The 23,378-nt window shown below is 53.8% G+C and carries 24 protein-coding genes and 1 tRNA gene; 9 read left to right on the plus strand and 16 right to left on the minus strand.

Going from position 1 to position 23,378, the window contains the following annotated elements; translation table 11 throughout:
• Window positions 1-48: 48 nt before the first annotated feature.
• From GSQ62_RS15210 to GSQ62_RS15235, 6 genes are all read right to left on the minus strand, one after another.
• On the minus strand, window positions 49-654 hold the full coding sequence (locus GSQ62_RS15210; protein ID WP_161890299.1) for a DUF4142 domain-containing protein: 606 nt from the start codon (window positions 652-654) through the stop codon (window positions 49-51).
• A gap of 284 nt (window positions 655-938) precedes the next feature.
• The gene (locus GSQ62_RS15215) at window positions 939-1,472 is read right to left on the minus strand and encodes a hypothetical protein (RefSeq protein ID WP_161891468.1); all 534 of its coding nucleotides are present in this window, start codon (window positions 1,470-1,472) and stop codon (window positions 939-941) included.
• A gap of 123 nt (window positions 1,473-1,595) precedes the next feature.
• Window positions 1,596-2,249 (minus strand): fasciclin domain-containing protein, encoded by a 654-nt coding sequence (locus GSQ62_RS15220; RefSeq protein WP_161890300.1) that lies wholly within the window; start codon window positions 2,247-2,249, stop codon window positions 1,596-1,598.
• 169 nt (window positions 2,250-2,418) lie between these two features.
• Window positions 2,419-3,246 carry a fasciclin domain-containing protein gene (locus GSQ62_RS15225; RefSeq protein WP_161890301.1) on the minus strand — a complete coding sequence of 276 codons (828 nt, stop codon included), beginning with the start codon at window positions 3,244-3,246 and terminating at the stop codon, window positions 2,419-2,421.
• 156 nt (window positions 3,247-3,402) lie between these two features.
• Window positions 3,403-4,494 carry a S1 family peptidase gene (locus GSQ62_RS15230; protein WP_161890302.1) on the minus strand — a complete coding sequence of 364 codons (1,092 nt, stop codon included), beginning with the start codon at window positions 4,492-4,494 and terminating at the stop codon, window positions 3,403-3,405.
• A 45-nt stretch (window positions 4,495-4,539) separates the two neighbouring features.
• Window positions 4,540-5,112 carry an RNA polymerase sigma factor gene (locus tag GSQ62_RS15235; RefSeq protein WP_161890303.1) on the minus strand — a complete coding sequence of 191 codons (573 nt, stop codon included), beginning with the start codon at window positions 5,110-5,112 and terminating at the stop codon, window positions 4,540-4,542.
• Between the two features lie 144 nt (window positions 5,113-5,256).
• Here GSQ62_RS15235 and GSQ62_RS15240 point away from each other — a divergent pair, with 144 nt between their 5' ends.
• Window positions 5,257-5,460 carry a hypothetical protein gene (locus GSQ62_RS15240; protein ID WP_161890304.1) on the plus strand — a complete coding sequence of 68 codons (204 nt, stop codon included), beginning with the start codon at window positions 5,257-5,259 and terminating at the stop codon, window positions 5,458-5,460.
• Between the two features lie 312 nt (window positions 5,461-5,772).
• On the opposite strand, the gene GSQ62_RS15245 is transcribed toward GSQ62_RS15240, so the two are convergent.
• Together GSQ62_RS15245 and GSQ62_RS15250 are read right to left on the minus strand one after the other, a co-directional pair.
• On the minus strand, window positions 5,773-6,963 hold the full coding sequence (locus tag GSQ62_RS15245) for a proline dehydrogenase family protein (RefSeq protein ID WP_161890305.1): 1,191 nt from the start codon (window positions 6,961-6,963) through the stop codon (window positions 5,773-5,775).
• Between the two features lie 89 nt (window positions 6,964-7,052).
• The gene (locus GSQ62_RS15250) at window positions 7,053-7,238 is read right to left on the minus strand and encodes a hypothetical protein (protein ID WP_161890306.1); all 186 of its coding nucleotides are present in this window, start codon (window positions 7,236-7,238) and stop codon (window positions 7,053-7,055) included.
• A gap of 70 nt (window positions 7,239-7,308) precedes the next feature.
• Between GSQ62_RS15250 and aroB the strand changes: the two genes are divergently transcribed.
• From aroB to GSQ62_RS15265, 3 genes are read left to right on the plus strand one after another with little or no spacing between them, the layout of a single operon-like run.
• Window positions 7,309-8,346: a 3-dehydroquinate synthase gene (gene aroB / locus GSQ62_RS15255; RefSeq protein WP_161890307.1), complete on the plus strand. Its 1,038-nt coding sequence runs from the start codon at window positions 7,309-7,311 to the stop codon at window positions 8,344-8,346.
• On the plus strand, window positions 8,343-9,587 hold the full coding sequence (locus GSQ62_RS15260) for a 3-phosphoshikimate 1-carboxyvinyltransferase (RefSeq protein WP_161890308.1): 1,245 nt from the start codon (window positions 8,343-8,345) through the stop codon (window positions 9,585-9,587). Before aroB ends, GSQ62_RS15260 begins: the two co-directional genes overlap by 4 nt.
• On the plus strand, window positions 9,584-10,114 hold the full coding sequence (locus GSQ62_RS15265; protein WP_161890309.1) for a hypothetical protein: 531 nt from the start codon (window positions 9,584-9,586) through the stop codon (window positions 10,112-10,114). Before GSQ62_RS15260 ends, GSQ62_RS15265 begins: the two co-directional genes overlap by 4 nt.
• Here GSQ62_RS15265 and GSQ62_RS15270 read toward each other — a convergent pair.
• The 6 genes from GSQ62_RS15270 to GSQ62_RS15295 all read right to left on the minus strand — a co-directional run bounded on the left by GSQ62_RS15270 (window position 10,111) and on the right by GSQ62_RS15295 (window position 17,786).
• On the minus strand, window positions 10,111-10,908 hold the full coding sequence (locus GSQ62_RS15270) for an ABC transporter substrate-binding protein (protein WP_237586659.1): 798 nt from the start codon (window positions 10,906-10,908) through the stop codon (window positions 10,111-10,113). The two genes, GSQ62_RS15265 and GSQ62_RS15270, sit on opposite strands and share 4 nt — an antisense overlap.
• Before the next feature lie 81 nt (window positions 10,909-10,989).
• The gene (locus GSQ62_RS15275; protein WP_161890310.1) at window positions 10,990-11,235 is read right to left on the minus strand and encodes a hypothetical protein; all 246 of its coding nucleotides are present in this window, start codon (window positions 11,233-11,235) and stop codon (window positions 10,990-10,992) included.
• 300 nt (window positions 11,236-11,535) lie between these two features.
• Window positions 11,536-12,606: a M42 family metallopeptidase gene (locus GSQ62_RS15280; RefSeq protein WP_161890311.1), complete on the minus strand. Its 1,071-nt coding sequence runs from the start codon at window positions 12,604-12,606 to the stop codon at window positions 11,536-11,538.
• 102 nt (window positions 12,607-12,708) lie between these two features.
• Window positions 12,709-14,268, minus strand: coding sequence for an acyl-CoA carboxylase subunit beta (locus tag GSQ62_RS15285; RefSeq protein WP_161890312.1), 1,560 nt, complete (start codon window positions 14,266-14,268; stop codon window positions 12,709-12,711).
• A gap of 198 nt (window positions 14,269-14,466) precedes the next feature.
• Complete coding sequence (locus GSQ62_RS15290; protein ID WP_161890313.1) at window positions 14,467-17,061, minus strand: ATP-dependent Clp protease ATP-binding subunit; 2,595 nt, start codon at window positions 17,059-17,061, stop codon at window positions 14,467-14,469.
• A gap of 119 nt (window positions 17,062-17,180) precedes the next feature.
• Entirely contained in the window at window positions 17,181-17,786 is a 606-nt protein-coding gene (locus tag GSQ62_RS15295) for a WbqC family protein (RefSeq protein ID WP_237586660.1), read from the minus strand.
• Window positions 17,787-18,039: 253 nt separating this feature from the next.
• Between GSQ62_RS15295 and GSQ62_RS15300 the strand changes: the two genes are divergently transcribed.
• Window positions 18,040-18,951: a lysophospholipid acyltransferase family protein gene (locus tag GSQ62_RS15300; protein WP_161890314.1), complete on the plus strand. Its 912-nt coding sequence runs from the start codon at window positions 18,040-18,042 to the stop codon at window positions 18,949-18,951.
• A gap of 135 nt (window positions 18,952-19,086) precedes the next feature.
• Here the strand turns inward: GSQ62_RS15300 and GSQ62_RS15305 are convergent, their stop codons facing one another.
• Window positions 19,087-19,710 (minus strand): L-threonylcarbamoyladenylate synthase, encoded by a 624-nt coding sequence (locus GSQ62_RS15305; RefSeq protein WP_161890315.1) that lies wholly within the window; start codon window positions 19,708-19,710, stop codon window positions 19,087-19,089.
• A gap of 265 nt (window positions 19,711-19,975) precedes the next feature.
• Here GSQ62_RS15305 and mltG point away from each other — a divergent pair, with 265 nt between their 5' ends.
• The 4 genes from mltG to GSQ62_RS15325 all read left to right on the plus strand — a co-directional run bounded on the left by mltG (window position 19,976) and on the right by GSQ62_RS15325 (window position 22,855).
• On the plus strand, window positions 19,976-21,046 hold the full coding sequence (mltG, locus tag GSQ62_RS15310; protein ID WP_237586662.1) for an endolytic transglycosylase MltG: 1,071 nt from the start codon (window positions 19,976-19,978) through the stop codon (window positions 21,044-21,046).
• A gap of 168 nt (window positions 21,047-21,214) precedes the next feature.
• Window positions 21,215-21,628 (plus strand): acyl-CoA thioesterase, encoded by a 414-nt coding sequence (locus GSQ62_RS15315; RefSeq protein WP_161890316.1) that lies wholly within the window; start codon window positions 21,215-21,217, stop codon window positions 21,626-21,628.
• The gene (locus tag GSQ62_RS15320) at window positions 21,625-22,593 is read left to right on the plus strand and encodes a YihY/virulence factor BrkB family protein (protein WP_161890317.1); all 969 of its coding nucleotides are present in this window, start codon (window positions 21,625-21,627) and stop codon (window positions 22,591-22,593) included. Before GSQ62_RS15315 ends, GSQ62_RS15320 begins: the two co-directional genes overlap by 4 nt.
• Before the next feature lie 177 nt (window positions 22,594-22,770).
• A tRNA-Ser gene (locus tag GSQ62_RS15325) sits at window positions 22,771-22,855 on the plus strand.
• 82 nt (window positions 22,856-22,937) lie between these two features.
• Here GSQ62_RS15325 and GSQ62_RS15330 read toward each other — a convergent pair.
• Window positions 22,938-23,327 (minus strand): site-specific integrase, encoded by a 390-nt coding sequence (locus GSQ62_RS15330; RefSeq protein WP_161890318.1) that lies wholly within the window; start codon window positions 23,325-23,327, stop codon window positions 22,938-22,940.
• Window positions 23,328-23,378: the final 51 nt, after the last annotated feature.

Consider the following 23,378-nt stretch of genomic DNA (forward strand, 5'->3'; position numbering starts at 1 on the left):
CAGACTTCATTTATATATGGAAACAGGCGGCAACCTGAAAGCAGGGGCTTACAGACTGTTGCTGATACCGCCCTCGTTGGTTTTAAGCTCCAGTTCAAAGGCTTTTGCCTGCTCCATCTGTGCCTGTAGCTCTTTCTGCGCATTGCGTGCCCATAGGCTGAAGGCGCTCGCGTCTGTCTCGTCCAGGTCTTTGAGGTTGTCGTCGTACTCGTCGATGGCCTCCCGTTGCGCCTTGGTCACACTTTCCCAATACTCAGCGTCAAACTCCTCTGGCTTCGCATCCCTGATTTCTTCCATGTATTCCAGTTGCTCCTCCTCCATCTGCTGTGGGAGCGTCACGCCGTACTCCTGAGCCAGTTCCTGGAGCTCCTGCTGGTTGGTGGTGTGCCAATCCACCAGTTGCTGGCCATATTGCTTCAGTTCGTCTGTGCTGGCTTGCTGTGCGGCTATCTTTCCCAGTTCTATCTGCAGCATGTTGTTGCGGGCCGCAAAAGCAAGCAGTTCCTGCTCATCCTCCGTGAGCGTAGAATCGACTTCGGCTGCTGTTGGTGTTCCGCTGGCTTCTGTCGCTTGTTGTTCGCCAGTGCCGGAGTCGCAGGAGGCAAAGGCCAGCACCCCGGCAAGGCAGGCAGCGGCAATTATTGTCTTTTTCATAGTAGTTGTGCGTTAGGTAAAAATATTTAATATATACCAGTTGCATACGCATCCAGCGTGAATTGTTTTCTGTTGAGCCGCATGAACTATGTGCAAACCTGTGAGAGTGGGTGGGGTAGGATCTATATAGAAGCAGCTCATATATAAACAGGATGAACAAGATAGCCATATCTCACACGGCGCTGTGGCGGGTATATAGGCGGAAGCCCTGTAAAGCAGATAGCCTGCCCCTCGAAAGGGACAGGCTATCTGCTTTATGCTGAAATCTATTACCGATTAATAGATTAATAATAGATATGTTCTCCTCTGTGTTTGTTGAAGTGCGTCTCAAAATAACGCGCATCGTCTGCATTGTGCGGCCTGAAGCCCAGCACGATGTTGCCTTCTTTCACGCCAGACTCATATACCTTGGCGCGCTCCTCCGGAATGCCTGCGCCTACCAGGGCACCAATCAGTCCGCCTGTCAGGCCGCCTGCACCGGCACCGGCCAGACCAGCCGCCAGCGGACCGGCCACTACCAGCCCAAGGCCCGGAATGGCTACGGAAGTACCGATGGCAGCTACCGCACCGATGATGGCACCCAGTGTACCGCCGATGGCCGAGCCAGCACCTGTGCCCTCCAGCGATTTGTTGCCCAGTTCAGTTGTATGCTCTCTGTCGTCGTCTCCGAAATGGCGCTTGCGGGCGTCGTCAGACATCACCACATTTATATCGTCTTTGTCGTAGCCGCGTGCTCTTAGCTCTTCATACGCGCGTTCTGCACTTACTCTGTCAGGAAACATAGCGGTCATCATGCCCGCGTTATCAGTTCTATTCATCATAGCTTTTTTAAATTTAGGTTTATAGGTTCGTAAGCAGACAGGTGGTTTTATGCACCCGCTGTCTGTTTGATTTAACGGCAACAGGTAACTATGGTTACGTTGGGGTGTTGCGGGATGGCCTTAGTCTTCGTTCACTTTAGGCGGAATCAGCACCTTGTCTATCACATGCACCACGCCGTTGGAGGCCCGTACGTCAGGGGTGATGACGGTGGCACCGCCCACTTTTATCTCAGCGCCGCTCCGCGTTGCCACCACTTCCTCACCCTGCGCTGTTTTCATGGGCATGCTATCCTGCATCTCTTCGGTCACGATGCGGTTGGGAAGTATGTGCGCCTGCAGGATGCGCGTCAGTTCCAGTTTGTTGGCGGGGTCTCTCAGGCTTTCGAGGGCCCCGGCCGGAAGGTCGGCGAAAGCCTGGTTGGTCGGCGCGAAAACGGTGTAGGGCGCAGGGCTTTCCAGTGTCACCACCAGGTCGGCGGCTCTGACCAGCTCGAGAAATGTCGAGAGGTTGGGGTTCTGCTGCACCAGCGCCACGATGTTCAGGTTGCTGCCCAGTTCGTTGTTTGCCGATATGTTGGTGTCTGCTGTGCGTTCAGACGACATGTCCGTGTCCGGGTCCATGGGAGCCTGCGGCGCCGTCTCATTTTCGTCAGCCACCGGCGACTCTATGACGGTGCCAGCATTATCCAAAGTGCTGTCTGAACTGGCGCAGCCGGAGCAGAGTGCTATTGCCGCGGCCACTGCTACTGTCTGCTTATATATAAATTTTCTCATAATGCTGTTTTGTATTGATGGGTCTATATGAACGGGCAAACAGCCTAAACAGTTTAAGCTGCGCCATTCCTGCGCGATGCGCCATTCAAAATCCAGAGGGGAGGCTGTAAAAAATCGAAGGCCCTTCCACTACAGAAAGGCCTTCGATTTATCATATTAGAAACCGGGATTAATTACCTACGGCGTCCTCAACAGCAACTTCAGATGGTAGGATTACACTGTCCACAACGTGGATAAAACCGTTAGAGGCTTCTACATTGTCTTTGACGATGCTTGCACCACCAACAACTACATTGGTTCCGCCCAATGTTACATTCACCGGAATGTAGCTGTCTTCTGTCAACTCAATCCGCTGTGTCGTATTAAACTGCATGGAGCTCACCTTGCTCGGCAGCACATGGGCCTGCAGCACATACATCAGGTTAGCCATGTTCTCGGGCTTCAGCAGCATTTCTAACTTTTGCTTGTCCATTTTGGCAAATGCCTCGTTGGTTGGCGCAAAAAGGGTTACCTCATTCAGGCGCGCAATATCCTGCTCCAAACCGGCATGTTCTATCAGTTGCACAAAAGTGGAAAGGTTCGGGCTTTTTTTGGCCAAGTCCATCACGCTGTAGGTCTCTGTCTCGTCTATGTCCTCAAACATTTCATCAATCGCAACAGGATTCTCTATCGGAAGAGCTGCAACGGCCACGGTCGCAACCGGAACCACGATGTCCCTTTCAATCACTAAGGTCTTGATGGTGGCGGCATCTACTGCTTCAGCAACTTCTTCTCTTACATCCTCCCTCTCATTTGCTACTTCTTCTTTTCCTTCATCAAGGTCTTCTACCATGTCGGCTGTTGCTTCTACTACATCTTCTGTTTCGTCAGCAACAACTCCTCCGCTCACAGTTGTTTCGTTCATGGCGGTGGCGTCGTCCATGGTGTCGTTTGAACTGGCGCAGCCAAAGAGCATTGCTGCGGCAAAGGCAATTGGAATTATCGTTTTCTTTTTCATAGCTTACAATTAAAATTTAGGTTCTAAGATAAATTATCTTTTCTTCTGATTATTTTAACTGATATTTTATCTAAAATGTTAAGCTATGGTGTAAATTTAGACTGCTAAAAGAAGGTTAATTATTTCTTACGCTAAAAATAATTATATACTTACTAATTAATTATAAACTTTCACCACAAATATATAATTTTTGAGTTTTTTCAGCTGTTGCGGCCGTTTCTGCCCTAAAAGTGTATTATTCTTAGGTAAGGATGTCTTAATAGGGGCTAGTTCCGGCGGTAACTCTGCCAACATCTGCAGCAAATAGGCTGATTTGATGGCAAAAGAGGTGCCTTCCTGGCCCGCCTGCTTCCCGCTGATAACACCAATCAGGTTGCCCTTGTCGTCCAGCAAGGGGCCGCCGCTGTTGCCCGGGTTAAGCGGGATAGAAATCTGGTAGGCCGTGGTATCGCCCTCAAAACCACTGGATGAACTCAGGGAGCCTTCGCCAAACACAATGTCCTCGCGCGGGTAGCCCAGCGTATATACTTTCTCCCCCAAATCGGCCTCCTCCGTCTTGAAAGTGTAAGGCAGCGCCCCGAACGCCTGAAAAGTGGTGTCCGTTACCCGCAGGATGGAAAGGTCGTGAATCTGGTCGCGGTAAACTTCCGTGACCTTAAACTTCTCCCCGGACTCGTTCTCAATCAGAACGGAGTCAGCGCCCTCCACCACGTGCGAGCTGGTGACCAGGAAGCCGTCGGAACTGATGGCAAAGCCGGTGCCGCTGAATGTGGCCGGGCGCGGAGCGGGCTTGGTGGCGTCGTTGATGCCGTTGATGATGGCAGTCTGCGCTTTTTTCAGGCGCTCTACCTCGCGGCGCAATTCTATATACCGGTCGGCTTGCTGGCGCACCGGCGCCTTCAGCTGCTGCACGCTCCACTGCGCCCCAAATACTGAAAGTAACGAAACGCTGGCCGCCACGGCAATGGTCTGGGCGTGGCGGTTCCAGAACACCTTCCAGCCAGCTGGGGTGGCCGCAGCGGGGGCTGTCTCCGCCTCCATTTCAGAATGGATGTGGTTCAGTTGCTTTTTCAGGGCCTGGCGCTGGCCGAAGCTGTGCATAGTCTGCAGCAGTTGCCTGTGCTCGCGCACCTGCTCTGCCAGGCGCGCATCGGTGCGCATCAGGGCTTCAAACGCCGTCTTTTCCTCGGCGGCCATTTCCCCATTCAGGTAGCTTTCTATTTGCTCGTAAGCGCGGTACTCTAACATCTTCTTATAGGGTGGCCTTCTGCTGGCCGTTTATCGCTAACCCGGTCACACCTCGGGTTTGTAGGTGGCAAAAAATAATTTCTTGAGACGCTGCAGGCACTTGTACTTCTGGTTCTTGGCCGTGTCGGAGTTGGTGTAGCCGTATTTCTCCGTAATTACCTGCATGTTCTGCGTGTATATATAAAAGTCCTCCAGCAGGCTGCGGCAGGGCTCCCCCAACTGCTGCAGTGAGTCGCCCATGATGCCGAACTGCTTTTCCTGCTCCTCGTGCTGCAGCGTGTCCTCCTCCACAGGCAGGAAATCCTCGGAGTCCTCCATCTTCACGGTGTAGCGGCCCTTTTCTGCCAGCCGCTTCAGCCATAGCCTGCGGCACACCGAGTACAGGTAGGTCTTTATCTGGCAGCTCAGCTCCAGGCTGTTCGCCTTTATCTTCTCGTAGAACACGATGACACCCTCCTGGTAAATGTCTTTCGCCTCGTCGTCGGTTCCGCTGTTGTTCAGAATAAAGTGAGAAATCATCGGGAAGTAGCGTTTGTACAGGTAGGCCAGCGCCCGCTCGTCGTCCTGCCGGATACCCTCCATCACCGCCTCGTCCGTCTCATACAAACCCTTCTTCATTCCAGTCAATTTTAATACGCTTGGTGACGCAATGTAACCCGCTCAAAAAATAATTTTGATTTTTTTTCAAATACCGGGTTACCTATCGGAGGTTCCGGTATGAAGTTCAAAATCGAAACCAAAAAACTTAATCACAAACACAAAATGAAAAATTTATTTAAATTCGCTTTCGTAGCTTTCGCCCTTACTGCTTTCACAGCTTGTAACTCAGAAGAGGCTGCTACCACTGAAGGTGAAGTAATCGAGACAGAAGAAGTTGTTACAGACGAAGAAGTTATCACAGACGAGCCTGTAGTAGAAGAAGACACTACTGCTGTTCTGACTGACTCTGCCACTGTAGTTGAGTAGTTATAACAGAACTGCAGCGGTTTGCTTATAGTTCTAAACACATGGAGCGGCCCCGCGCAACAGCGCGGGGCCGCTCCGTTTATATATGGCTTAATTTACTGATGACAAAAACTCTGTGTAACGATATATAAGACATTCGCCAGCTCAAGGCAAAACGAGGCCTCTCGGCCTGAGAGCACCAAAGCCAGCTATAGAAATTTAAGGGATTGAGCCCAGTGGGATGTACAGCAACCAAGAGCATATAGCAAAACAATTTTACAGTTCGCGCTATATAACAGCAAAAGGCTGGCAATAGCTGCCAGCCTTTTGATTTCAGCCACGCTTTACGCGTTTCCGGCGCTCCATCTCCTTTTTGATAAGGTTGAACTCGCGGCTGCTTTGCCCGGCGATGGCCGTGTTCTCGTTGGCGCGGCGCAGCAGGTACGGCATCACGGCCTCCACCGGGCCGTATGGCACATACTTCGCCACGTTGTATCCAGCCTTGGCGAGGTTGTAGCTCAGGTTGTCGCTCATGCCATATAGCTGCGAAAAGTAGACGCGCCTGTCGTTGGGAGCGATGTTATACGCCGCCATCAGGTCCATCAGCAGGTAGGAGCTTTGCTCGTTATGGGTGCCGGCACAGAAGTATATATGGCCGATATGCGCCACGCAGAAGCGCAGGGCCTCGTCGAACAGACTGTCAGTGGCCTCCTTGGTGGGATTGATGGGGTCGGGGTAGCCCATGGCCTGCGCGCGTTTGCGCTCTTTCTCCATATAAGCGCCCCGCACCAGCTTGGCTCCCAGGTAATAGCCCTCCTGCACTGCCGTGGTGTAGTCGCGCTGAATCACCTCCAAGCGGTCGTGGCGGTACAGCTGATAGGTGTTGTACACAATCGCCCGTGCTTTGTTATAGCGGGCCATCATCTCATAGGCCAGGTTGTCGATGCTTTCCTGTATCCAGCTTTCCTCGGCATCTATAAACACCGGCACGCTGGCTTCGTGGCAGCGCTGGCAGATGGCGTTCACGCGGTCGCGGCCCCGCTCAAAAGCAGCCCGTTCGGCGGCAGTGAGTTCCTGCCGGGCCTGCACTTTCTCCAGCAGGTTTATACCTATCAGGCCTGTCACTTTAAACACCGAGAAGGGGATGCGGGCATGGTCGCGGGCCTTCTCCACAGTGCGCAGCAGCTCGTCGCGGGTGGCGTCGAAGCTTTTCTCGTCGCCCTCGCCCTCCACCGAGTAATCGAGGATGGTGCCGATGTGATACTTGCTCAATTCCCGGATGACCCGCTCCGACTCCTCAATCGTCTCGCCGCCGCAGAAGTGGTCGAAGACCGTTTGCTTGATGATGAATTTGACGGGCAGGTACAGGTCCAGGGCCGTGTTCAGCAGGTTTCCGCCTACCTTTACGAGTGTATTGCTGTTCATCATCTTAAACAGCAGGTACATCTTGTATAATGCTGCGTCTGATTTCGATTCAAACGCTATGGCTGTGTCGTCGAACGACACTTTGGTACCGATATTCATGTAAGTCTAATTAGCGCCGCAAAGATAGCGGTTCGGGCCTTGTTAACGACCATCTTTGAGGCGGGTTGTCGGACAAAAACCATGCTGATTTATACTGCTTTCGGCTTCAGTGTGAGGTTGGTTCCAATCGCCGGTTTAATTTGCCAGGTTCTTATTTTTTGAGCTTTGGCGTTGAGAAAGTGACAAGCCGCCTCCGTATATAATTTTTTATTTTTTATAAATCCGCCACCTGTTACAAGTCTTTTCTGGCCGCTGGTAGGGAAAAGTACGGACATAGCCATTATATTGCGGTTGCAGTCTGGCAACGGGCCGCGCGTATAAATGGGAGATATAAACCCTTACACCGTGACAGAGACAATACACATCGGGAATCAGGCGCTGCAGGAATTGCCCGCGCTGCTGCAGAACCGGGCCTTCAGCAAGGTGGCGGTGCTGGTGGACGAAAACACCCTGGCGCACTGCTACCCGCTCCTGAAGCCACACCTGCCCGCCCACGACCTCATCCAGATTAAGAGCGGAGAGGAGCACAAGACGCTGCAAACCTGCGATTATATATGGCAACGCATGACCGAGCTGCACCTGGACCGCTGGTCGGTGCTGGTGAACCTGGGCGGCGGCGTGATCGGGGATATGGGCGGCTTCTGCGCGGCCGTTTTCAAGCGCGGAATCTATTTTGTGCAGGTGCCCACCACGCTGCTCGCGCAGGTAGATGCCAGCGTGGGCGGCAAAACGGGTATTGATTTCCACGGGCTCAAAAACCACCTCGGTGTGTACCAGGAGCCGCAGGCGGTATTTATCAACCCCGGTTTCCTGAAAACCCTGCCGCAGCGCGAGCTGAAGTCTGGCTATGCCGAACTGATCAAGCACTGGCTCATTGCCGATGCCGCCAAGTTTGAGGAGCAGCGGAACGTGGGCCTGATGACGGACGACTGGGAGGAACTGATTCGTCATTCCGTGGCTATCAAAGCCAAAGTAGTGGAGGCCGACCCGCTGGAGGGGGGCTACCGCAAGGTGCTGAACTTTGGCCACACGGTGGGCCACGCCGTGGAAACCTATATGATGCGCCAGCCGGGCCGCGAGCTGCTACACGGCGAGGCCATTGCCGTCGGCATGATTTGCGAGGCGTTCCTTTCAGTGAAAAAGGAGGTGCTGGCCAAAGATGACCTGGACAAAATAGAGGTGTTCCTGGAGACGGTGTACGAGAAGGTGGTGATCAAGAAAGACGACATCGACCCGATTGCGGAACTGGCGCTGCAGGACAAGAAAAACACCCATTCGGCCATCAACTGCACGCTGCTGGCTGGCATCGGGCACGCCATCTACAACCAGCCCATCACACTCCACGACATCCGGGAGTCCTTACGCTACTATCAATCACTATGATATCATCAAAAAAACTACGCTCCGTTACACTCACGCACCCAACCGGTAAAATAAAAGGAGATATAAAACTGCCCGCCTCCAAAAGCGAGGCGAACCGCGCCCTGATCATCGCGGCCCTGTCGGGGCAGGAGTCGGAGCTGCACAACCTGTCGGAGGCCAACGACACCCAACTGCTGCAGCGCCTGCTGCAAAGCGACGCCGAAACCATCGACGCGGAGGATGCCGGCACCGTGATGCGCTTTCTGACGGCCTACTATGCCGTGACGGGGCAGCGCAAAATACTCACCGGAACGGAGCGCATGTGCCAGCGGCCCATCAAGGTGCTGGTGGAGGCCCTGCGCGAGTTAGGCGCTGATATTGAGTACCTGGGCGAGGAGGGGTATCCGCCCATGAAAATGAACGGCTTCCGTGGCAATGGCAACCGCCGGTTGAAAGTGCGCAGCGACATCAGCAGCCAGTATATATCGGCGCTGCTGATGGTGGGTCCGCTGCTGCCCGATGGACTCGAGCTGGAACTGGAGGGCAAAATCGGCTCCCGCCCCTATATAGAAATGACGCTCTCGCTGATGGAGCATTTTGGGGTGTCCGCCACATTCGAAGGCAATACGATAATAGTGTCCCACCAGCCCTACAAGGCAGCCTCGTTCAGCGTGGAGTCAGACTGGTCGGCGGCCAGTTACTGGTACAGCCTGGTGGCGCTGGCGCAGGAAGCCGACATTACGCTGCTGGGCCTGAAGGAGAAATCCTTCCAGGGCGACCGCGCCATTGTAGACATCATGTACCGGCTGGGCGTATATACCACCTTCACGGAAGAGGGCGTGAAACTGACGAAGAAGGAGCAGGAGCGCCACGTTTCCTTCGACTTTTCCGATTGTCCTGACCTGGTGCAGACAGTAGTGGCGCTTTGCGCGGGCATCGGTACGCGTGTGGACATGACGGGGCTGGAGAGCCTCCGCATCAAAGAGACAGACCGTATTCAGGCGCTGCAACTGGAGGTGCTGGGCATGAACTCCTCGCTGGAGGAAATCACGCCCGGCGTGTTCCGGCTAACGCCTGGCATCCTGACAAAGGAGAAACTGTCGTTCCGCACCTATCAGGACCACCGCATGGCGATGGCCTTTGCCCCGCTGGCCCTGCTGGAGCCCGTGGAGATACAGGAGCCCAGCGTGGTGCGCAAATCATACCCCCGGTTTTGGGAGGATTTGGAGAAAGTGGGATTTGAGATTGCGGAGAATGCATGACAGCGCAGGGAGAAAGGCGCCTGTACGGTGATGCTGACCTGATAGCGCAGCAATTGGCAAGCATGCGACTGATGGAAAGCTCGGCGGGGGATTATGCCGCTGTCTATAAAGATCCGGTTACGGGCGCGTTCTGGCTCCGGTATTATGCCACAGCCGCCGCGCAGGGCGGCGGCTACCTCACCTTGATGCGGCTTCCTGCCCCAACCATCGCTGCACTGATCGATATAGCCATCACGACCCGCTTTAAGGATGAGGCGGTTGCGGCCATGCTCCGGCTGCTGGACGAGGAAGCGATCGAGAAAAAAGATTTCAGGGAATTGCTGGTAGAGAAACTGGAGCGGCACCAGCCTGAGAGTAAGCAACAGAAGCAACGGCTCATCCAGCTTATAAAGCTCACGGGCCTGGATGACCCCATGAACCGGCGGGAGGTCCTGCAGCGGAGCAGGCGGCAGGTGGAGCAGGACTCCGCATATTTCAAAGCCGTAGCTGGCAGAGCAACTCATTTGCTGAGGAAATTGCAGGCTTAATTTTCTGATGCGGCGCTCACTTCCCTGACAACCTGCTGCAGATACGCCGGCACATATAGCAGTCTGCTGCCGTACCAACTGAACATCTCGCCATCCACCACTTTCACCAGCGCCTGCGGGCACAGCGCCTGGAACTCCGCAATATGTTTCTCTTTAAAAGGATATGGCTCCGATGAAAGCAGGATAAGCTGTGGCGCGGCCTTCTGTAGCTGTTCGGGAGTGATTTGGGGGTAACGGGGCAGGTCAGAAAAGACGTTCCGGAAGCCGCAGCGCTGTAGGATATGGTCGATGATGTTGTGGCTGCCCACAGCCATATAGGGCTCGCGCCAGATAAAGTAGGCGGCACTGATGGGCGGCGGCACCGGCTGCAAACTCCTAAAGCCTGAGCGGATTTGCTGTATTAGATCTGTGGCTTTGGCTTCCGTGCCGGTTAGCCTGCCTACTTCCTGCATCATCTGCAGCGCATCCTCCAGCGTGTAAATGTCGCTCATCCACACCGGGTACTTTTGCTGCAGCGCCTCAATCCCCTCCCTGTAATTCTCTTCCTTGTTGCCGATAATCAAATCAGGCTGTAGCGCGTCTATTTCCTCGAACCGGAAGTTTTTGGTGCCGCCGATTATGGTCTTCTGCTTTACCAGTGGCTGCGGGCGGATACAGAATTTCGTGAGCCCCGCCACCCGGTCCGCCAGGCCCAGGTAAAACAACAGCTCCGTTTGCGACGGCACCAGCGACACGATGCGCTGCGGCAGCGCAGGAAGCGTGATCTGGTGGCCCATCTGGTCTGTGAAAAGCATATATAGTTCCGAATTACGAGTTCCGAGTTACGAATGATGGCTGCCTCTGAGACCTGTGAGAGTTTATATATAAGCGAATAATTACACTTCCTGGAAGTACAGCCGTTTGTATTCGTTCCGGCCCCAGAAAGGCACGAAGGCCTTGCATGTTTGGGCTACGGTCATGCCTACCGATTTTCTACGGATGTTGATAATAATGCCCAGGTGGATGACCAGCGACACCAGGATGAAAGCCGTCACGCGGGGATCATCCTGGGGCCTGCTCAGGTATATGGCCAGTACAACCCACGGCAGAATCAGAAGAACCCAGAACAGGTAGCGGTGCATATCCAGTGGCTTATATATAACAACGTGAACTCGGAAATTATTCTTTAAAATTTACACTTCCAGAGCCCTTAATATAAATATTGGTTGATGTATTCTTCTATTTCGGGAAATATAGCCCACAAATGCAGATATATGACATGATACTTACGATTGCTTAGTGATTAAAATACTACATAAGACCTTGTTAATCAATTATTTATATATTGTTTAATTCCCGAGTTCACGTTATAACAGAAGCGGCTAAAATCAAAGACCTCCGGAGTTTTGACTCCGGAGGTCTTATACGGTAAGAACAGATGCTTAGCTCAGGTAGCGGAAGTCCTGCTTGTCCTGGATATTGAGCACCGTTTCGTATATCATCTTGATCACGTTGTCCACGTCGTCTTTGTGTACGGTTTCCACGGTGGTGTGCATATACTTGAGCGGAAGCGAGATAAGCGCCGCCGCCACGCCCGCGTTGGAGTAGGCAAAGGCGTCGGTGTCGGTGCCGGTGGCACGTGAAACAGCCGAGCGCTGAAACGGAATGTCCTTTTCCTTGGCAGTGTTGATGATCAAGTCGCGCACGTTGTTCTGCACGGCAGGGCCATAGGCAATCACAGGCCCTTTGCCGCAGTGAATGTCGCCGCTCGTTTTCTTCTCGTACATCGGCGACTGCGTATCGTGGGTCACGTCGGTGATGATGGCCACATCCGGCTTGATGCGGTGCGCGATCATCTCGGCCCCCCGCAGGCCAATCTCTTCCTGCACGGCATTCACGATATATAAACCGAAAGGCAATTGCTTGTTGTTCTCCTTCAGCATGCGCGCCACCTCAGCTATCATAAAGCCCCCGATGCGGTTGTCGAGTGCGCGGCCCACGTAGTAGCGGTCGTTCATCACCGTGAACTCGTCCTCGAAGGTAGCCACACAGCCCACGTGTATGCCCATTTCCTCCACTTCCTCACGGTTTTTCGCGCCGCAGTCCAGAAACACCGTTTCGATGGTGGGGGCTTTGTCCTGCTCCACCTTGCGCACATGAATGGCGGGCCAGCCGAAAACAGCCTTTACGATACCCTTTGCGGTATATATGTTCACCCGCTTGGAGGGGGCAATGAGGGCGTCGGAGCCGCCGTTGCGCTTCAGGTAGATATAGCCTTCCGGGGTGATATAGTTCACAAACCAGGAAATCTCGTCGGCGTGCGCCTCAATCACTACTTTGTATTCCGCTTCGGGGTTGATAACGCCAACCACGGTGCCGTAAGTGTCGGTGAAATAGGAGTCGATGTAGGGCCTGATGTACTCCAGCCACAGTTTTTGCCCCTCTGCCTCAAAACCAGTCGGGGAGGAGTTGTTCAGGTATTTCTGTAAGAAATCAAAAGATTCTTGTCGCATGGTTGCTAATTAAAAATCAGAAATTAAAAATCATAAATGGTTAGAATCAGAATACAGGTATATACATACGGGTATTTCTAATTTCTAATTCACAATGAAACCTTAAAGCGGAATATTTCCGTGCTTCTTTCGTGGAAGAGTAACGGCTTTATTCTCCAGCATCTTAAACGCCCTGATCAGCTTGCTTCTTGTTTCGGACGGCAGTATCACCTCGTCGATAAATCCACGGTGGGCCGCACGGTAGGGGGTGGCGAACTTCTTTTTATATTCCTCCACTTTCTCGGCCAGTTTCGCCTCCGGGTCCTCGGCGGCGGCAATCTCGCGCTTGAAGATGATCTCGGCGGCTCCCTGTGCGCCCATGACGGCAATCTCGGCGGTGGGCCAGGCAAAGTTCATATCGGCGCCGATGTGCTTGGAGTTCATCACGTCGTAGGCGCCGCCGTAGGCTTTGCGGGTAATGACGGTGATGCGCGGAACCGTCGCCTCGCAGAAAGCAAATAACAGCTTGGCCCCGTTGGTGATGATGCCGCGCCACTCCTGGTCGGTGCCCGGCAGAAAACCCGGCACGTCCTCCAGCACCAGCAGCGGCACGTTAAAGCAGTCGCAGAAACGCACGAAGCGCGCGGCCTTGGTGCTGGCATTTATATCCAATACTCCTGCCAGCACGGCCGGCTGGTTGCCCACAATGCCGATGCTGCGCCCGCCCAGCCGTGCAAAGCCCACCACAATGTTGTCCCCAAAGTTTTTGTGTACCTCAAAGAAGGTGTCGGCGTCAATGATGCCCTCAATCACCTCGCGGATGTCGTAGGGTTGGTTCGGGTTCTCCGGGATGATGGTATCCAGTATCTCCCGTGTCTCGTCGCCGGAGGCCTCATAGGGCAGGGCGGGTGGGAGGTCTTCGCAGTTCTGGGGGATATAGCTCAGCAGCTTTTTGATGTGCGTGATGCACTCCACCTCGTTGGCGCAGGAGAAGTGCGTGACGCCGCTCTTGAAGCTGTGGGTGCTGGCGCCGCCCAGCTCCTCCGACGTCACCTCCTCGTGCGTCACTGTTTTCACCACGTTCGGGCCAGTAACAAACATATAGGAGGTGTCTTCCACCATCATCACAAAATCGGTGATGGCCGGGGAGTACACGGCGCCGCCCGCGCATGGGCCCATGATGGCCGATATCTGCGGGATAACCCCGGAGGCCAGCGTGTTGCGGTAGAAGATATCGGCATAGCCGCCCAGCGACACCACACCCTCCTGGATGCGGGCCCCGCCGGAATCGTTGAGGCCAATTACGGGCGCTCCGTTTTTCATGGCCAGCTCCATGATCTTCACAATCTTCTCGGCGTGTGTTTCGGAGAGGGAGCCGCCCAGCACGGTGAAATCCTGGGAGAAAACATAAACAAGGCGGCCGTTGATGGTGCCGTAGCCCGTCACCACGCCATCGCCCAGGAAGTACTGCTTGTCCAGGCCGAAATCTTTGGAGCGGTGCATCACAAACTTGCCGATCTCTTCGAAAGAGCCTTCATCCATCAGCAGGTGGATGCGCTCGCGTGCCGTCAGTTTCCCTTTCTGGTGCTGTGCCTCTATGCGGTCCTGTCCGCCGCCCAAAAGCGCCTCGGCGTTTTTCCGCTCCAGCGTCTGCAGTTGGCTCTCTCTGGTTTCTCCTGCCATGTGGTTTATATATGGTAAAATGAAGCTTGTGTTATCAAATCATCAATTCTCAAATTTATAAAACTCTGCCGCTAAATCCTGTACGGGAGTATCATTTTTCAGAGGAGGCAAGTTGTAAGCACGAAGCATATATAGCGAGCGGGCAAAAAACAAGGGCTGCCTTTATAGGCAGCCCTTGTTCCATATACATTGTGCTGTTTATTCTTTTGTCTTGTCAGCGTCCGTGGACTTGGTTGGCTCTGTCTCCTCTTCGTCGGAGGCACTCTTGGCCTTTTTGCCGCTGCTCTTCTTCGAGGTGAATGTCAGCTTCTCCTCTCCCTCCTTGTAGTCCACCAGAATCACGTCGCCCTGGTTTACCTCGGCTTTCAGAATCTCCTCCGCAATCGGGTCTTCGATGTACTTCTGGATGGCGCGGTTCAGCGGACGGGCACCGTATTTCGGGTCATATCCCTTCTCAGCCACAAAGTCTTTCGCCTCTTTGGTGAGCTCGATGGTGTATCCAAGGGCTTCCACACGCGTGAACAGCTTGCTCAGCGACAGTTCGATGATCTTGTGCATGTCCTCCCGGCTCAGCGAGTTGAACACGATCACATCGTCCAGGCGGTTGAGGAACTCGGGAGAGAACGTTTTCTTCAGGGCGCTTGCTATAGTGCCCTTCATGATATCGTCCACGTTCTCCTGCTTCGTCTTCGACATGAAACCGATACCGGCCCCAAAGTCCTGCAGGTCGCGGGCCCCGATGTTTGAGGTCATGATGATGATCGTATTACGGAAGTCGACCTTGCGGCCAAGACCGTCCGTCAGGATACCATCGTCCAGCACCTGCAAGAGCAGGTTATATACATCCGGGTGCGCTTTCTCAATCTCGTCCAGCAAAACCACAGAGTACGGCTTGCGGCGGATCTTCTCCGTCAGCTGACCGCCTTCTTCATAACCCACATATCCCGGAGGCGCTCCCACTAAGCGAGACACACTGAATTTCTCCATGTACTCACTCATGTCGATGCGCACCAGCGAATCCTCTTTATCGAACAGGTACGTGGCCAGCACTTTCGCAAGCTCTGTTTTACCGACACCGGTCGGGCCCAGGAACACGAACGAACCGATTGGCTTCTTCGGGTCTTTCAGACCAACGCGCGTACGCTGGATGGCTTTCACCAACTGGCCGATCGCTTTGTCCTGGCCAATCACCTTGCCTCTGAGCTCTTCGCCCATGTTCAGGAGCTTCACGCCTTCTTTCTGCGCGATACGCTTTACCGGGATACCTGTCATCATGGCAATGACCTCTGCCACATTTTCCTCTTTCACGGTATAGCGCTTCTTCTTGGTCTCTTCTTCCCAGTTCTTCTTGGCTGTGTCGAGCTGGTCGATGAGCTTTTTCTCCTTATCACGCAGTTGGGCCGCCTCTTCGTACTTCTGGCTCTTCACCACGCGGTTCTTCTCCACCTTGATGTTCTCGATCTGCTCCTCGAGTTTCAGGATATCTTCCGGCACAATGATGTTGTTGATGTGTACGCGGGCACCGGCCTCGTCCATCACGTCTATCGCCTTGTCTGGCAGGAAGCGGTCGCTCATATAGCGGTCGCTGAACTTCACGCAGGCCTCAATCGCCTTGTCGGTGTAGTTGACGTGGTGGTGGTCCTGGTACTTGTCCTTGATGTTGTTCAGGATCTCGATCGTCTCCTCCGGCGTGGTCGGATCCACCATCACAATCTGGAAACGACGGGCCAGAGCGCCGTCTTTCTCGATGTACTGGCGGTACTCGTCAAGCGTAGTGGCGCCGATGCACTGGATCTCGCCGCGGGCAAGGGCTGGCTTGAACATGTTGGAAGCGTCCAGCGAGCCGGAAGCGCCACCGGCACCCACAATCGTGTGCAACTCATCAATGAACAGGATCACGTCCGGAGACTTCTCCAGTTCGTTCATCACCGCCTTCATGCGCTCCTCGAACTGGCCACGGTATTTTGTGCCAGCCACCAGAGAGGCAAGATCCAGGGTTACCACGCGCTTGTTGAACAGCACGCGGCTTACTTTCTTCTGGATGATGCGCAGGGCAAGGCCCTCGGCAATGGCAGTTTTACCAACGCCCGGCTCACCAATCAGGATAGGGTTGTTCTTCTTGCGGCGGCTCAGTACCTGGGCCACGCGCTCTATTTCTTTTTCACGGCCCACTATCGGGTCCAGTTTGTCTTCTTCTGCCAGCTTCGTCAGGTCGCGGCCAAAGTTGTCGAGCACCGGGGTGCGCGACTTCTCACCAGCCTTTTTGCTGGCGCTGCTGCCTGCACGCGAAGACGAGCTGCCAAATAACTTGTCAGAGTCGTCAGAGTCGTCAGTGTCTGACGATGCGAGCGGATTATTGCTGTGATAATCCAGGGAATCTCTTATTGCTTCGTAGTTCACGTTGAATTTCGCTAAAATTTGAGAAGATATATTGTCTTCATCCCGCAGGATGGATAAGAGGAGATGCTCTGTGCCGATGATGTCGCTCTTGAAGATTTTCGCCTCCAGGTACGTTATCTTCAGCACCTTCTCCGTCTGCTTGGTGAGCGGGATACTTCCGGTAATATTGCTGCTCTGTGTTGCTGTATTTCGTGTAGCCTGCTCTAAAGCGTACTTTAACTCATCTATCGAAACGCCAAGCTTCTTCAGCAGGGCAATAGCAGTACCTTCTCCCTCCCGAATCATGCCCAGCACCAGGTGCTCGGTGCCGATGTAGTCATGACCGAGCCGAATTGCCTCCTCACGGCTAAGCGAGATAACCTCTTTCACTCGGTTTGAGAATTTTGCTTCCATGTATACTATACTCCGTGTATTCTTTAAAAAATCTGATTAATTGTAACTGGTTGAGGCTGACAGGGCAAGCCTATTTTTAAACAAGCCGGGTAGCGCAATTGTTCAGTCGGGCGGCCTTTTTATTGTAGGTACAAATGAGATGCAGGCCCTTGTGTAAACAACAAGTCAATTATACTAAGCCCTGGTACAAATTGTTTGCCAAATACTTGCGTGTATGGTTTTACGTGCAAATTGTCAGGAATGATTTTAGGATGTATCCTGTTCCTCAGGTCCAGCACGTCTTCCGGCTGGCCGGCCTCGTATGCCTCCGTAAACTGCAGCGGCTTGTCCAGCCTGAGTAATTTAAGGTAAAGCTGCAACAAATCCATGTTCAGCTGGAACAAAAATTTTGGACGCCGCCCATATACCGCTTTCAGATAGTCGCTGTAGAACTCAAAATACGGTGCCCGCCCGTAGGCCGCCTGGATGGTGCGCCAATGCACGTTGTGCCACTTCTGGGTATAGTCTATCTCAATGTCGGTAATCAGTGTTTTGTCTTTGCTGCTGCCCCGGAGCACCGGCACGCTGAGCGGCTGCACGCCTTGCGCCGTCAGCACGTGGCAGCGGTTGCGGTAGCTTTGCTTTATATAATTTTCGTGCCGCTCCACCAGCAGGCTTTCGACGCGTAGCGCATGCCGGAAATAGGACACCGGCGGGTTGTACTGGGCTTCTGTCAGGAGAATCAAAATCTTTATTAAAAATTAAAAATTAGAAGTTCGAAATAGCGTACAGCTGGTGAGAGCTTCCTTTTGCTAATAAAGATGAAATATACTAAAGGGAAAAGCCTTTCTTGTACTTTGTATGCCTTGCCAACTCATCCTGCAGTCACAGGATTCCCGTCCATGTAACAGCTTTATGATTCCCGAATTTAATTTCTAATTCATAATTATCTAATTCATAATTATTAGAGATTGTACCTTTGCGGAAGCTGATGAACAGATGAAGAAACACCCCCAAATACCGCCGCTTTACTACCCGCTCTGGCTTTTGCTGAAAGGCCTGTCGCTGCTGCCGCTTTCCGTGCTTTACCTGCTGGCTGATTTCCTGTACGTGGTGGTGTACTACCTGGTGGGTTACCGCCAGAAAGTGGTGCTGCAAAATCTGCACATGGCTTTCCCGGAGAAAAGCAAAGAAGAGAGAAAGCGGATAGCTAAGGATTTTTACCGGCAGTTGGCCGACGTGGCGGTGGAGATACTGAAGCTTAGGTCGATGGACAGGGCAGAGATGGAGCGGCGGATTGTGTTTGCCAACCAGGAACTGCTGGACAACCACGTGCAGCAGGGGAGGACAGTCATTACGATGGGGTCACACTCCTGCAACTGGGAGTGGGTGCTCTCGGCGGGGGCCGTCCAGTTTGGGTTTCCGGCGGAGGGGGTATACAAGCCGCTCAACAATGCGTTTTTCGAGGCCTTTATGCTGGCTACGCGCACACGCCTGGGGGCGAGGCTCATCAAAATGAAAGACACCCTGCGCGACTTTGCCGCTAACCGCAACGTGCCGCGGGTAGTGGCCATGCTCTCTGACCAGACGCCGCTCCGAAGCGAAATCACCTTCTGGGCCACCTTTCTGCACCAGGATACGCCCTTCTACACCGGCGCCGAGAAGCTCGCGAACAGGTTTAAGTACCCGGTGCTTTACCTGGATGTGCGGCGCACCAGCCGTGGCCACTACACCCTCACCTTCGAAACCATATCGGATGGCACCCCAATTGAACCGTCACCTGCTGAGGGGCAATTCCCAATCACCGAGGCATTCGCCCACAAACTGGAAGCCACCATCCGCCGCAGCCCCGCCGACTACCTCTGGACCCACAAGCGCTGGAAACACAAGCGCCCGGAGAGCGCGAGTTAGAAAGTTTGGGAGTTAGAAAGATATGAGATTGGATGATGTATGCCTGCCATCACCAAACTACAGACAATGGCTATAGCAGCGTATATAGCCATATATAGCTCACTCCCAAACTCTCTCACTCCCAAACTTTCTAACTTATAAGAACTGTTCAATATTCCCCGCCCCTTCGCGCAGCACCTCAAAGTCGTTGGTGACGTCCACTACGGTGGAGGCGATGTTTTTGCCGGGGCCGCCGTCTATCACGGCGTCCACCAGGTTCTTGTACTTCTCATATATAAGCTCCGGGTCTGTGCTGTACTCCAGCACCTCGTCGTCGTCGTGGACGGAGGTGGAGAGGATGGGGTTGCCCAATTCTCTGACCAACTGCAGTGCTATGTTGTTGTCGGGCACCCGGATGCCCACGGTTTTTTTATTGCCCACATATTTCGGCACGCGGCTGCTGGCATCCAGCACAAACGTAAACGGCCCGGGCAGCGCCTTTTTCATCACTTTATAAGTAGGGGTGTCTATTCTGGCGTAATCCGATATATGGGTGAGGTCGGAGCATATGAAGGAGAGGTTCACCTTGTCGGGCTTCACGCCCTTAATCTGGCACACGCGCTCCACTGCCCGGGTATTGTGAATGTCGCAGCCGATGCCGTAGATGGTGTCGGTGGGATATATGACGATGCCGCCCTTGCGGAGTATCTCGACCGCCTCTAAGATTTTGCGCTGCTGCGGGTTGTCCGGATGAATGTGTAGAAAGGCTGCGTTGCTCATGGTGATGGCTGTATGGTGGGTGGTATAAACGGTATATATAAACCATATATAGGCCATATATAAACTAACATACTCATTTAGGCGCGCGCGCGTTTCAGGTTTTGCCGTTGCTGTGCTATATATGGGCAAAGGCCGCCCTTGAGGCAACCTTTGGGAATTCAGTTGCCCGAAATAATACAGATGAAGAAGTTTCGTGTTAATTTTGAGGCTTGAAAATCAACAGGTGCGGAACCTTACACCCCGTTCCAAGCCTTTTACCTTCACTATGGACAAAGGAGTGAACACCCCAAAATTTAAAAGAAAGAAGAAGAGCATGCTGCTGCCCGGCCTGGCTGTGCTGTTCCTTTTCCTGTTTGTGAGTTTCTCGTATTACGCGTACCAGATTGTGTACACGGCCAACGTAGACACCAAGGATCGGGAAACGTTCGTGCTCATCCCGACGGGGGCCACCTACGAACAGGCCATGGACTCGGTGGAAGCCACGGGCGTTATCATCGACAGGCTGTCGCTGCGCTTTATGTCGAAGCTGATGGACTACGACGAGCTGGTGAAGCCGGGCCGCTACCAGATCCGGGACGGCTGGAACAACCGCGAGCTGATCGGGGCGCTGCGCCTGGGCAAGCAGACGCCCGTGAACCTCACTTTCAACAACATCCGGCTGCGCAGCCAGCTCGCCGAAAAGCTGTCCGCGAACGTGGAGGCGAGCGAGGAAGAACTGGACAGCCTGCTGAACGACGCCGCCTACCTCAAATCCCTGGGCTTCGACACGACCAACATCGTGAGCATGTTTATCCCGAACACCTACGAAGTGTACTGGACCACCTCGGCACCGGAGCTGCTGGAGCGCATGAAAACCGAGTACGACAGGTTCTGGACGCCGGAGCGCAAGGCCAAAGCCGAAGAGCTGGGGCTGTCGCAGCAGCAGGTGTCCACGCTGGCCTCTATTGTGCAGGCCGAGACGATCAAGAACGACGAGAAGCCGCGCGTGGCGGGCGTGTACCTGAACCGCCTCGAGAAAGGGATGCTGCTGCAGGCTGACCCGACCGTGGTGTTCGGGGTGGGCGACTTCTCCATCCGCCGCGTCCTGAATGCGCACCTGCGCCACGACTCGCCCTACAACACCTACAAGTACAAAGGCCTGCCGCCGGGCCCGATCAACGTGCCGAACATTTCGAGCATTGACGCCGTGCTGAACCCCGAGCAGCACCAGTATATATACTTCTGCGCCAAAGAGGATTTCTCCGGCTACCACAGCTTTGCCGTCACCCAGTCGGAGCACCTGGCCAACGCCCGCCGCTACCAGCGTGCCCTCACCGCCCGGAATATCATGAAGTAAATTGATTGTTGGTTGTTATATGTTGATTGTTGTTCACTTAAATGGGAGCATATATAGGAAAGGCCAATTTGGATATCAAGCTATATTGTTTTTCTAACGCCATTCAACCATATAACAATCAACAACTGACAAGCAACAATTTAAAACCAGCAACCAACAACCAACAACGTGTTCGAATCAGAAGTGCAGTTGCGTGTGCGGTACGCCGAAACCGACCAGATGGGCTACGTATACTATGGCAACTATGCCGCCTACTATGAGGTGGCGCGCACGGAGGTGTTCCGGCGGCTGGGCATTGCGTACAAGGAACTGGAGGCCACCGGCACGATGATGCCGGTGCTGGAGCTGAAATGCAAGTATATCCGCGCGGCCAGATACGATGACATGCTGACCGTAAAGCTGCTGCTGAGGAAGAAACCCGCCGGCTCGCGTATACTTTTTGAGTACGAGGTGTATAACGAAGAGGGCACCCTGCTGAACGTGGGCGAAACCACCATGGTGTTTGTGGATATGAAGTCGGGCCGGCCAACCGCTGTTCCTGATCTCATCCACCAGAAAATGGATTCTTACTTTAGGGAATGAGGTTAAACCAGCAATACCTGAAGCGCCGCAGGTCGTACCGCAAATTCATCGTCTTCCTGAAGCGGTGGCGGTTCAACGACGGGCAGTCGTCTGTGTACGATGTGGCCGATGTGCTACTGGGAGAGCTTCGCCTGGACTCGATCACGAAGCGCTCTTCCTATATGGCCTTCAACTTCACGCTGGCAATCTTCCCGAGCATTATCTTCCTTTTCACGCTTATCCCCTATATACCCAGTGTGCTGTCGCTGGACCTGAGCGAGAGCATCCTCAACTACATCGCCGATTTCATGCCGGAGGAGATGTACGCCGTGGCCTACTCCACCATCGAGGACATTGTGAACAAGCCGCGCGGCGGGCTGCTCTCCTTCGGTTTCCTGTTTGCGCTGGTGCTCTCCACCAACGGCATCATGTCGCTGATGGACGCCTTCGACAAAAAGTACCACACCTTTTACAGGCGCAAGTATATGAAGAAGCGCCTGATTGCCACCGTGCTGACGGTGGTGCTGGCGCTCATCCTCTTCCTGGCCGTGGCCATTATCTTCTTTGGGCAGTGGATGCTGGACGTGCTGGTCTTTTATGAGGTGGTGACCGAGAGTTATACCTACACCTTGCTTGTGATGCTTAAATACATTTCGGTGGTGCTGCTGTTCCTGCTGGCCACGTCCATGATCTACTATTTTGTGCCAGCCATCGAGGACAAATGGCCCTTCTTCTCGGCGGGGGCGGTGGTGGCCACTGTGCTCATTTTCCTGGTGTCGATGATCTTCTCGCTCTACATCAGCGCCTTCGACAGCTACAACAAGTTCTACGGCTCTATCGGCGCTTTGATTGGTCTGATGATATGGCTCGACTTCATTTCCATGATTCTTATCCTCGGCTTTGAGATAAACGTGAGCATCGACACCGTGACCAAGCGCCTGATGCGCAACAAAGCCACCCGCCCTACCCGCGCTGCCAGGGCCTGAGGTGGCGGCAGCGCTATATATAGGATGGGCGCATTGGCCATGCCTGTTTCAGCCGGGGCGCCGCCATGGGCTTTGCTGTCAGTTGCTTAGAGGAAGCGGAGTTGAACCGTCGAAAAATTTCATCGTATAGCTTTGATAATTCGGTGCGAGCCCCTACTTTTGTACACGAATTAAGAAAGAGAGTTGGCGGAGTGGTCGATCGCGGCGGTCTTGAAAACCGTTGACTGTAACAGGTCCGGGGGTTCGAATCCCTCACTCTCTGCAATCACCTTTAAAAAGGGGCTTTAGCGCAACGCGAAGGCCCCTTTTTCGTTTTTCTGGTGGCACACTGGTTGCACATTTACTCAAAACTCCTCGAAAGCAGCCTCCAGCAGGCTGTCGCGCTTGGTGCCCGTCAGGTCGCGCAGGCAGTTCTCCGTCATCTTCGGAGGTGTGGCCCATGCCAGCGAGGCGAAGGAGTGCCGCGCCATGTTGCATGGTGACCTTCTTTTCGATGCCCGCCTTGCGGCGATCTGCCCCAGCAGCTTGTTGATGAGCGCCGTCATGCTCTCCACCTCCCGTTGCTGCGCCTCTGGGCTGAGGCCCTTCAGCAGGAAGGGCAGGATAAAGCCTTTCTTCCGGCGGTACGGCTCGATAAGCGCCAGCGCCGGGGGAACAAGTTTTATGGCAAGCCGCGTGTCGGTCTTCTGCGAACGGTACTCCAGCCGGTCGCCCTGCACCTGCTCCCAGCGCATATGCAGAAGGTCGCCGATTATATATCTACTACGGTATATCCCTGGGTTCTA

Origin of the sequence: Pontibacter russatus, assembly GCF_009931655.1 — a bacterium.
In the GTDB taxonomy this organism is placed as follows: domain Bacteria; phylum Bacteroidota; class Bacteroidia; order Cytophagales; family Hymenobacteraceae; genus Pontibacter; species Pontibacter russatus.